Source organism: Streptomyces sp. NPDC056296 (genome assembly GCF_042268605.1).
GTDB lineage: Bacteria > Actinomycetota > Actinomycetes > Streptomycetales > Streptomycetaceae > Streptomyces.
In genome coordinates this window covers 21,687-29,825 of record NZ_JBHJRX010000051.1, presented here as the reverse complement: position 1 = coordinate 29,825, position 8,139 = coordinate 21,687, and the positions used below count along the sequence as shown (strand labels likewise).

At 69.8% G+C, this 8,139-nt stretch carries 7 protein-coding genes and 2 pseudogenes; 4 read left to right on the top strand and 5 right to left on the bottom strand.

The features are described 5' to 3' along the window. Window positions 1–148: 148 nt before the first annotated feature. Window positions 149–1,066, bottom strand: coding sequence for a ScbA/BarX family gamma-butyrolactone biosynthesis protein (locus tag ACFCZF_RS30995; RefSeq protein ID WP_376674437.1), 918 nt, complete (start codon window positions 1,064–1,066; stop codon window positions 149–151). A 135-nt stretch (window positions 1,067–1,201) separates the two neighbouring features. Here ACFCZF_RS30995 and ACFCZF_RS30990 point away from each other — a divergent pair, with 135 nt between their 5' ends. Continuing rightward, entirely contained in the window at window positions 1,202–1,834 is a 633-nt protein-coding gene (locus tag ACFCZF_RS30990; RefSeq protein ID WP_376674436.1) for a ScbR family autoregulator-binding transcription factor, read from the top strand. Next, window positions 1,831–2,811 carry an NAD-dependent epimerase/dehydratase family protein gene (locus ACFCZF_RS30985; RefSeq protein WP_376674435.1) on the top strand — a complete coding sequence of 327 codons (981 nt, stop codon included), beginning with the start codon at window positions 1,831–1,833 and terminating at the stop codon, window positions 2,809–2,811. The genes ACFCZF_RS30990 and ACFCZF_RS30985 overlap by 4 nt, the downstream gene beginning before the upstream one ends. A 493-nt stretch (window positions 2,812–3,304) precedes the next feature. On the opposite strand, the pseudogene ACFCZF_RS30980 reads toward ACFCZF_RS30985, so the two are convergent. Beyond that, window positions 3,305–3,583 (bottom strand): annotated as a pseudogene (locus ACFCZF_RS30980) (site-specific integrase); the annotation flags it as partial. Window positions 3,584–3,676: 93 nt separating this feature from the next. On the opposite strand from ACFCZF_RS30980, the pseudogene ACFCZF_RS30975 reads away from it, so the two are divergent. Continuing rightward, a pseudogene (locus tag ACFCZF_RS30975) lies at window positions 3,677–4,332 on the top strand (transposase); the annotation flags it as partial. Between the two features lie 506 nt (window positions 4,333–4,838). Continuing rightward, window positions 4,839–5,405 carry a Uma2 family endonuclease gene (locus ACFCZF_RS30970; protein ID WP_376674434.1) on the top strand — a complete coding sequence of 189 codons (567 nt, stop codon included), beginning with the start codon at window positions 4,839–4,841 and terminating at the stop codon, window positions 5,403–5,405. Between the two features lie 441 nt (window positions 5,406–5,846). On the opposite strand, the gene ACFCZF_RS30965 is transcribed toward ACFCZF_RS30970, so the two are convergent. Genes ACFCZF_RS30965 through ACFCZF_RS30955 form a run of 3 tightly spaced genes read right to left on the bottom strand, consistent with a single transcriptional unit; the run spans window position 5,847 to window position 8,079 of the window. Beyond that, window positions 5,847–6,224 carry an antibiotic biosynthesis monooxygenase family protein gene (locus tag ACFCZF_RS30965; protein ID WP_376674433.1) on the bottom strand — a complete coding sequence of 126 codons (378 nt, stop codon included), beginning with the start codon at window positions 6,222–6,224 and terminating at the stop codon, window positions 5,847–5,849. Further along, on the bottom strand, window positions 6,221–6,697 hold the full coding sequence (locus ACFCZF_RS30960; protein WP_376674432.1) for a hypothetical protein: 477 nt from the start codon (window positions 6,695–6,697) through the stop codon (window positions 6,221–6,223). The genes ACFCZF_RS30965 and ACFCZF_RS30960 overlap by 4 nt, the downstream gene beginning before the upstream one ends. Then, entirely contained in the window at window positions 6,694–8,079 is a 1,386-nt protein-coding gene (locus tag ACFCZF_RS30955; protein ID WP_376674431.1) for an FAD-binding oxidoreductase, read from the bottom strand. The genes ACFCZF_RS30960 and ACFCZF_RS30955 overlap by 4 nt, the downstream gene beginning before the upstream one ends. Window positions 8,080–8,139 lie beyond the last annotated feature (60 nt).

Genomic DNA, 8,139 nt, shown 5'->3' with positions numbered 1-8,139 from the left:
GTGTCTTGGGGTGGTGGGAGAGGGACCGGGGGGAGAACAGGTCTTCAGGGGGGGGGGACGGTCCTTGGGGTGAGCTCCCTTTGCGGGTTTTGCCGGGTACTGGTCTGGGCGGGGCGATGCTCTGCCGGGCCCGCTCCGGGTACGACGCTCAGTCGACGGTCGCGAGGGTGACCACGGACGCGAAGACGTCCTTGTCGTTCTGATGCCCGACGACACGCACCCGGGCCCGCCCGATGAGGTCGTCGGGGAGCGGGTCCGCCTGGAGCCAGCAGGGTGCGTCGAGTTCCGCGTAGCGGCTGAAGACCGTGTCCATGGCAGCGACCACCGTCTGCTTGGGGTGGGCCAGGGTGTGGGCGGCCTGGCGGGCCGCCTCCAGCAGCAGCATGCCGGGGGCGTGGTCGACGGCGTGGTCGAAGAGCACGGGATGGGCCGTGTCGATGCGGAGCTGCCAGCGGTTGGCGCTGTCGGCGCTGGACAGGACCACGTCGTCGAAGTTCTCGCGGCCGACGGGCACGGCGGGCGCGGGCGAAGGCAACGGCAGGGCGCGGGCGTTGGCCGCGCCGATGTCCGCGTACCGGCCGCGCAGCCGCTCGTAGACAGCCCGGCTCTGAATGCCGAAGCGGGTGCGGGCGCTGCCCAGCGAGGCGCCGGCGTGCAGCGCCTCGACGCGCAGGGTGATGGCCGCCGCGCGGCTTCCGCGGTAGGTGACGTCGGAGCAGGTGACGCGCAGTTCGATCTCGCCGGACGCGTCACCGGCGGCCAGGGCGTCGGTGGAGACGGCCCAGTGGAAGTCGTGCCACATCAGCTGGTGGCCGAGCGGTACGTCGTAGGCGGCGTGCGAGATCAGCGGCAACGTCTGACGGATCGTTTCGCCGAGCAGCAGCGGGTCGTACAGCCCATGTCTCGTGAGGTAGAAGCTGTGGGCCTCGGGCCAGCAGGCGGTGACGGTGAAGGAGTCCGGCCCCGTACGCCACCAGCGGTCGCAGAGTACTTCATCCGGGTTGGTCTTGTGTGTCCATGCCTGCGGGACTACCGAGGAAACACCCTGATCGACGTTCAAGGCCATGACCGACTCTCCCCCTGTGTTGTCACGACGAGATGTCGTGCCGCCCGGTGATGGTGGCCGGGGCGCGACACGAATAAGATAGAGGTTGTTCTTTTTGTTTGTCGAGAGATCATGGGTGACGAGGGAGACCGGCCAGTGGCACGACCAATGCAGGAACGAGCCCAGCGGACGCGGGAGTTGCTGCTGCGCGCCGCTGCCGAGGTGTTCGACGAACTGGGCTACGCGGGCACCAGCATCAGCAAGATCCTCCAGCGCGCGGGGGTCACAGCGGGAGCGATGTACTTCCACTTCGGCTCCAAGGAGGAACTGGCCCGCGCGGTGATCCGGGAACAGGCCGCCGACGTACGGTTCCCCGACGAGGGGGACGGTCTGCAGCGCCTGGTGAACATGACCCAGCACCTGGCCGCCGCGATGCAGCGCAACACCCTGCTGCGCGCTGGAGTGCGACTCGCCGTGGAACAGGGTGAGGCCGGATTCCGGGACTACGCCATCTACGAGTGGTGGGCCGAGCAGTTCAGCCGGCACCTGCAGCGCGCCCGGGAGCTGGGCGAACTGCTGCCCGGGGTCGACGAGACGGAATTCGCCCAGCAGTTGGTGGCCGGCTACACGGGCACCCAGATCATGTCGCAGATCTCCTCGGACCGCGCCGACCTCCCGCAGCGGATCGCCACCCTGTGGCGCTACCTGCTTCCCGCCATCGCCCCGGCCGAGGTGATCGGACGGCTCGACCTCTCGCCCCGACGGCTGACGACGGAGACGGTCGCGTGACCACGACGGCCGCCGGCGGCGTGCGGCGCCCCGTGCGCGTGGTACTGACCGGCGCAACCGGCTTCGTCGGCTCGGCCGTACTGCGCAGGCTGCTGGACCGCAGCGGACCGGCCGCGGGAGTCGTCGTCCGCGCCCTGGCCCGTACCGTGCCACGAGAGGCGGTGGAACGACCCGACGTCCACTGGCAGACAGCGGACATCGCTGCCCCCGCCTCCCTGGACGGCGTCGCCCGGGACGCGGACGTCCTGATCCACCTCGCGTCGCGCGTCACCGGCGACGCGGCGGCGTGCACGGCGGTCAACACGCGGGGCACCCAGGCCCTGATGGACGAGGCACGCCGCCGGGGCGTACGACGGGTCGTCCATCTGTCGACCGCCGCGGTCTACGGCCCCGGCCCGCACCGGGGCATCGATGTCGACGAGACAACCCCGGCGCCGGTCTCCCCCGCCAGCCGCAGCAGGCTCGCTGCCGAGGAGTACGCGCTGGCCGCCGGGGCCGTCGTACTGAGACCGGGGCTCGTACTGGGGACGGGTGACCGTTGGGTGGTACCTGCCCTGGCCGAGCTCCTCGACCGCGTCCCGGCGCGCTGGGACGGTGGCCGCGGGCTGCTTTCCCTGGTCGACGTGGACGATCTGGCGCGGCTGATCGTCGCCCTGGCGTGCGGCCCGGGGGAGGTGCCGCCGGGGATACACCACGCGAGCCATCCCGTGCCGGTGTCGAACCGGGACATGATGACGCGGCTGGCCGACCTCGGCGTACTGCCCACCGTTGTGGAGGACTGGCCGTGGCGGGAGTGTCTGCGCCGGTTGGGGGAGACGTCCGGTCAGGTCTCGGCGCGTCAGTTCGCGCTCCTCGCACAGGATCACTGGTACCGGAGCGAGCGGATCTGGCGGGCCGCCGACTGCCCGGAGGGCGCAGGGCCGCTGACCCGACTGGCGGCTTCGGCAGTCTGGTACCGGGCCCATCTGAGCTCCTGACCTGCGGGACCGCCCGCCCACCGAGCTGGCCCGCACTCCGGGCCCGCGGGATCGGCCCATACCCGTCCCCGTCGGCTGTCGCGGACCTCGTACGGCGCCAGGTCCTTCACGCGGCCGGCGCGAGCTGCCCGCCTGAAAGTACGCCAAAATGCGATGCTCCTGCGGCATTCATGTGTGCAGTCGCGACGGACACTCCGGATCGGCCCGGGAGACGGTGCCGACCCGTCAGCGCGAAGCGTCGCGCGCCTGTGCGACTCGGCCCTGGTGGCGGCCGTGCCCAGAGCGTGCCCGTAAGAGCGGACAACCACGGTCAACAGCGGGGTGATCAGGCCGGCGCAACGGCGTCAGCACGACGAGTCCGTGCAGGGCAGCAGCCATCTGGTCACTCAAGCGCCGTCGCTTCCCAAGCTGAGAGCGCGAGTTCGATTCTCGTCACCCGCTCCACGAAGAAGGCCCAGGTCATCGACCCGGGTCTTTTTGCTGTTCTCGGCGATCACCCGCCACGTGCCAGATTCGTGCCAGAAGGCTTGTCCGACACCTTCCTGGCTGCGGCGGCGCGCGCCTTCCGCACGGTGGCGTCGAGGCCGGCCGCGACCTCCTGCTGTCGCTCGTCGTCGGAGTGCTGATAGATCAGCGCCGCCTTCTCCGAGGACTGGCCCGCGCGGACCATCGTGTCCTTGAGGGTGGCACCGGACCGGGTGGACAGCGTGTGCCCCGTGTGGCGGAGGTCGTAGAAGCGGAAGCCCTCGGGCATGCCGACGACGACCACCGCGGCGAGCGCACCCGCGTAGAGGGTGAGCGGGCGGCCGGCGGATGGCACCGGCGCCTGCACCCGGTGCTGCGCTGTGAGGGTCGTGGGCGGCGTATCGGGTCGTACCCGCGTGTCCACATCGAGGGCGGCGGCCGGGCGGTGGTCTCGCAGGCCGGGGGCGTGCTGCTGGTCGAGACCGTCCGCAAGGCCGGTCTCGACACCGCGATATCCGCGGCGCTGACGCCGTGGCGGAAGCCGCGGGCTGTCCACGATCCGGGGAAGATCCTGCTGGACGTCGCACTGGCGGTGGCGCTGGGGGGAGACTGCCTCGCCGATGTCGGCATGCCGCGGGCCGAGCCGGCCGTGTTCGGGGCGGTCGCCTCCGACCCGACGGTCTCCCGCCTGATCGACTCCCTCGCCTCTTCCGGCGACCGAGCTCTGCAGGTCATCCGTTCCGCGCGGGCCGAAGTCCGCGGAACTGTCTGACGGTTGGCCGATCGGGAAGCGCCCGATGCCGACGGGACGGTGACCGTAGATCTCGACGGGGTGCTGGTGATCGCGCACTCCGGCAAGGAGGACGCGGCCCCGACCTGGAAGCGGACCTGGGCCATCACCCGCTGATGGGGTTCGTCGATCACGGGCCGGACGGCACCGGAGAGCCTGTGGCGGCCCTGCTCAGGCCCGGGAACGCGGGCTCGAACACCGCCACCGACCACGTCACCGCCGCCCAACCGGCCCTGGCTCAACTGCCGAAGGACTACCGGCGCGGGCTCAGGTTTTAGTTTTTCGGGAAAGAGAAGAGTACTCGAAAGCATATCGTTGGAAGCTGCTCTTCACCACATGGTTGCCGGGAGTTGTAAGCGGGCCACTGCCGGCGCGCGCATGAGTGCGATGCGAAGACTAGGCGACGAGAGACGCCCGTACCCAGAGCGGTTCGTTGAGGCCGACTCACATCGGTCGTGTCGCGTCCATTCTTGTCCTCCGGGTGCATGTCAGGCGAGGTACCTGCTCCGCCCATCAGCCCGGCACCGGCAGACACACGCCCTCACCAGGCGCTACTACCGGAGCCAGAAGACCGGACGGTAGCGCCGCAAGTCTCCGTTCGGCCGTCCGCTCCTGTAGAGGAGTCACAACTGCCGGCACGGGCAACAGAACGTTCGCATGGCTGATGAGAGGCAACCGCGAGCCGAGTTCTGCGCAGAACGCCGGACGAGCGAACGCAGTACGCTGAGTCGCGCGGGACCAGGCCCGCCGCACAGTGTCCGGGAGGCGTGTCATGACTGCCGAGATGGTGGCCCCGGCGTGGATGCACGAGCAGATCACGGCGGAGGAGTACGAGTCGTGGTCCGAGGAGCAGTGCGCCGGCATCGAGATCGTGGATGGAATGGTCGTCGTGAGTCCCAGCGCGTCCAAGCGGCACAATCGGCTGGCCCGGCTCCTGGCGAATGCCCTGGACGCCGCCGCAGGCCCGGACTGGAACGCCGACACTGATTTCGACGTCCGACTGCAGGACGTCCCGCTGACCAATCGCCGCCCCGACGTCATCGTCTACCGTGCGGACACGATCGACATCACGCCCACCCGGCCCGAGCACGTACTGCTCGTGGCCGAGGTCGTGTCGCCGGGCTCGGAAACCACCGACCGGATCGTGAAGGTGGACCAGTACGCCAAGGCCGGGATCGGCTTCTACTGGCGGATCGAGCAAGCCGCGACGGGTGCACCGCTGGTGTATACGTACCTGCTCGACCCCGCGACGAGGACGTACCGCGAGGGGGGCGTGTTCGCCGGCGTCTTGAAGGTCACCGCCCCCTTCGCGGCGGAGATCGACCTCGGCCAGATTTGAATGGGTCGCGGGCAGAGGGGATGCTCGGCCTGCGGCGTTGCGCCCCACAAATTCCTCCAGATCATGTGCGGAGGCAACCGAGGCCCCCTCGGCGGGCAGAACTCGGAGGCGTAGGTTCGACGCGTACGCATCTGCACCTCTGGTCGGGCCGCTTCACCGCGCCGTGCCCACTGCGTGCCCTTCAGAGCGGACAACTACGGTCAACAGGAGCATGCGCCGAAGTAGCACACCCTCATCGTTGACCATGTACCCGCAGGTCAGAGCGGGGGCGACCGTCCAAGAGCCGTCGCTTCCCAAGCTGAGAGCGCGAGTTCGATTCTCGTCACCCGCTCCGTGGACCCCAGGCCGATGGCCTGGGGTCACTTTTTTGTTTCCCTTCGGACGGGTGAGCCCCTGCCTCCTCTCGACCGATGCCGGTCCCGCGCAGGCCCGCACGGTGGGTCAGTGCGGTTTCCTCGGAGTCGTCCCCGCGGCGGGGAACTCCGCGGCGACGTCGTACAGCCCTCGGCTGGATGTGACCGGCACCCGCGAGTCCTGCTGTACGGCTCGAGTGCGCTTGCGGAACTCGGGGTCCGCAGTGCCCGCCTCCCACGCCTCCCTGCTCGTCCAGTGAGACACGTTGACGAGCTGGAACCGGGTCTCTGAGCGGTGGGCACGGTGCAGCCGGGAGTCGATGAAACCGGGCTTGGTGCTCAGGAGAGCGGCACGCTGTTCCCACTCGGTGATGAACGCGTCGAGGTGATCAGCGGATATCTCGAAGATGTTGATGAAGGTCACGGCGTTGTCCGGCACGTGGGCGGGCCGGTTGTGAGTGGTCACGGGGAACCCCAGGAGTGAGCAGGGAGTCGGACCCTGGCGCGCAGTGCGGCGAGTTGGAAGATGGAGAGCAGCGAGACGGGCACGGCCTGCAGGGCGATCCACACCGTGCCGACGGTGGTGGTGTCCCACCAGTCGAGGGCGAGTGAGGCGATGCTCGCCGCCACCCACACCGCCCCGATCACGATCACGGACAGCACCCACGCGGACGGTGGACGGGCACGAAGGGCCAGAAGAGCGACGCCCGTGCCGATCGTCAGCATCAGGCCGCCGACGGTGATCACCACCGTGCCACCGACCCCGAGGAGCCGGGCGAGACGCGTGGAGGCAAGAAGGTAGGCCAGCCCGAAGAGGATCATCCCGGTTGCGTCCAGGGCGAGGATGCGACGGAGCCGGGCATCCACCGGCGGGCGGGACAGCGCCCCAGTGTCGGCGCGGATGACGGTGCCATCGAAGCCTCCAGGAGTCGGCGTCATGCGCCGGTACCCGGCACGATGTTGTAGTTGAGGCGGAAGGTGTTCCGTGGGTCGTACGCAGCCTTCAGCCCGGTCAGTCGCTTGTGGTCGTCCGGGGTATAGGCGGTGCGGGTCCGTTCCTGGTCGGCTGCGGCGCCGTGGCCCATGAAGTTGAGGAACCGGCCGGCGGCCCAAGGCTCCAGCTCCTCGAACAGATGCCGGAGGAACGCAAACGCGTGTGCATCGGCCGCCGAGTCGTTCGTCAGAGGCACCAGGACCGCCAGCATGAAGGGCGCGTCGCGCCGGCCGACGGCGTTCGGGTGCGCGGGCCGACGGGAGAGCGCGCCGCCCAGGTGGCGCACTTCCACGATCGCGGGCGGCGCTGCCTCGTCGCTGATGTGCTTGAGGAGCGTACGGACCGCTCCCCCGTCGGGGTCGGCCAGGAAGACGTTGTCGGCGGCCCACGGCATCGGGACCGGAGGGTCGTCGTGAATGTCGGCGTTCTGCTCGTAGGGCATGTCACGCAGGTTCTCCAACAGCCGGGGGCCGAGCCGGCGGAGCGGCTCGACCAGGCGGGTGCCGGCCTCGGCGGAACCGGTGAAGGCGATCCGCACGTGCCAGACGCGGCGCCCTCGCATCGGCTCCGGAACCTGCGGATCGTCCGGGAAGGGGACCAGCGCCACCGACGAGTTCATCTCGTCCGGCACCGTGTTGGCCCACCCCGCGTACACCTCCAGGAGGTCGGGGACCTGCTCGGCGTCGTAGAAGAGGCCGCCGCCGTAGAGCCGGACCACCGGGACCAGGCCGAACTCCATGCCCGTGACGATGCCGAAGTTGTCCCGTCCGCCCAGCAGAGCCCAGTACAGGTCCGGCTCGGCCTCCGGGGTCACGTGGCGCCGCTCGCCGTCGGCGGTCACCACGTCCATGGCCAGCACCCGGTCCGCCGCCCAGCCGTGGCTGCGTCCGAGCAGAGGGAGACCACCGCCCAAGGTGTAGGAGACGACGCCCACGTGCGGGGCGGAGCCGTTCAGCGGCGCCAGCCCGTGCCGTGCCGCCTCGGGAACGAGCTGCTCGAAGCGGGCGCCGGCCTCGACGTACGCGCTGCGTGCGGCCGGGTCGACGCGGACCGTGGTCATGCGCCGAGTGGTGACGAGCAGACCGCCCTCGGCAGGCACCGAGAAGCCGTGCCCGGTGTTCTGCACGGCGACCGGCAGGTCATGCGCGACGGCGAAAGCGACGGCCGCCGTCACGTCGTCGGCCCGCGCGGCCCCCACGATCACCTCCGGACGGTGCCGCACGGCCAGATTGAATCCCGTGCGTTCCTCGTCGTAACCCTCCTGACCGGGTGACAGCACAGGCCCCTCACAGCGGGCGGCCAGGGAATCGAAGTCGGTGCGCTCCACAGTCCTGCTCCTTCGTCGGTGTCAGCGGGAGCAATCCTGAGACGCATATATGACACCAGC

Coding starts and splice junctions, on each gene's coding strand:
- ACFCZF_RS30970 (WP_376674434.1), top strand. CDS start 4,839: ATGACTGCCGAGATGGTGGCCCCGGCGTGGATGCACGAGCAGATCACG.
- ACFCZF_RS30995 (WP_376674437.1), bottom strand. CDS start 1,066: ATGGCCTTGAACGTCGATCAGGGTGTTTCCTCGGTAGTCCCGCAGGCA.
- ACFCZF_RS30960 (WP_376674432.1), bottom strand. CDS start 6,697: ATGACGCCGACTCCTGGAGGCTTCGATGGCACCGTCATCCGCGCCGAC.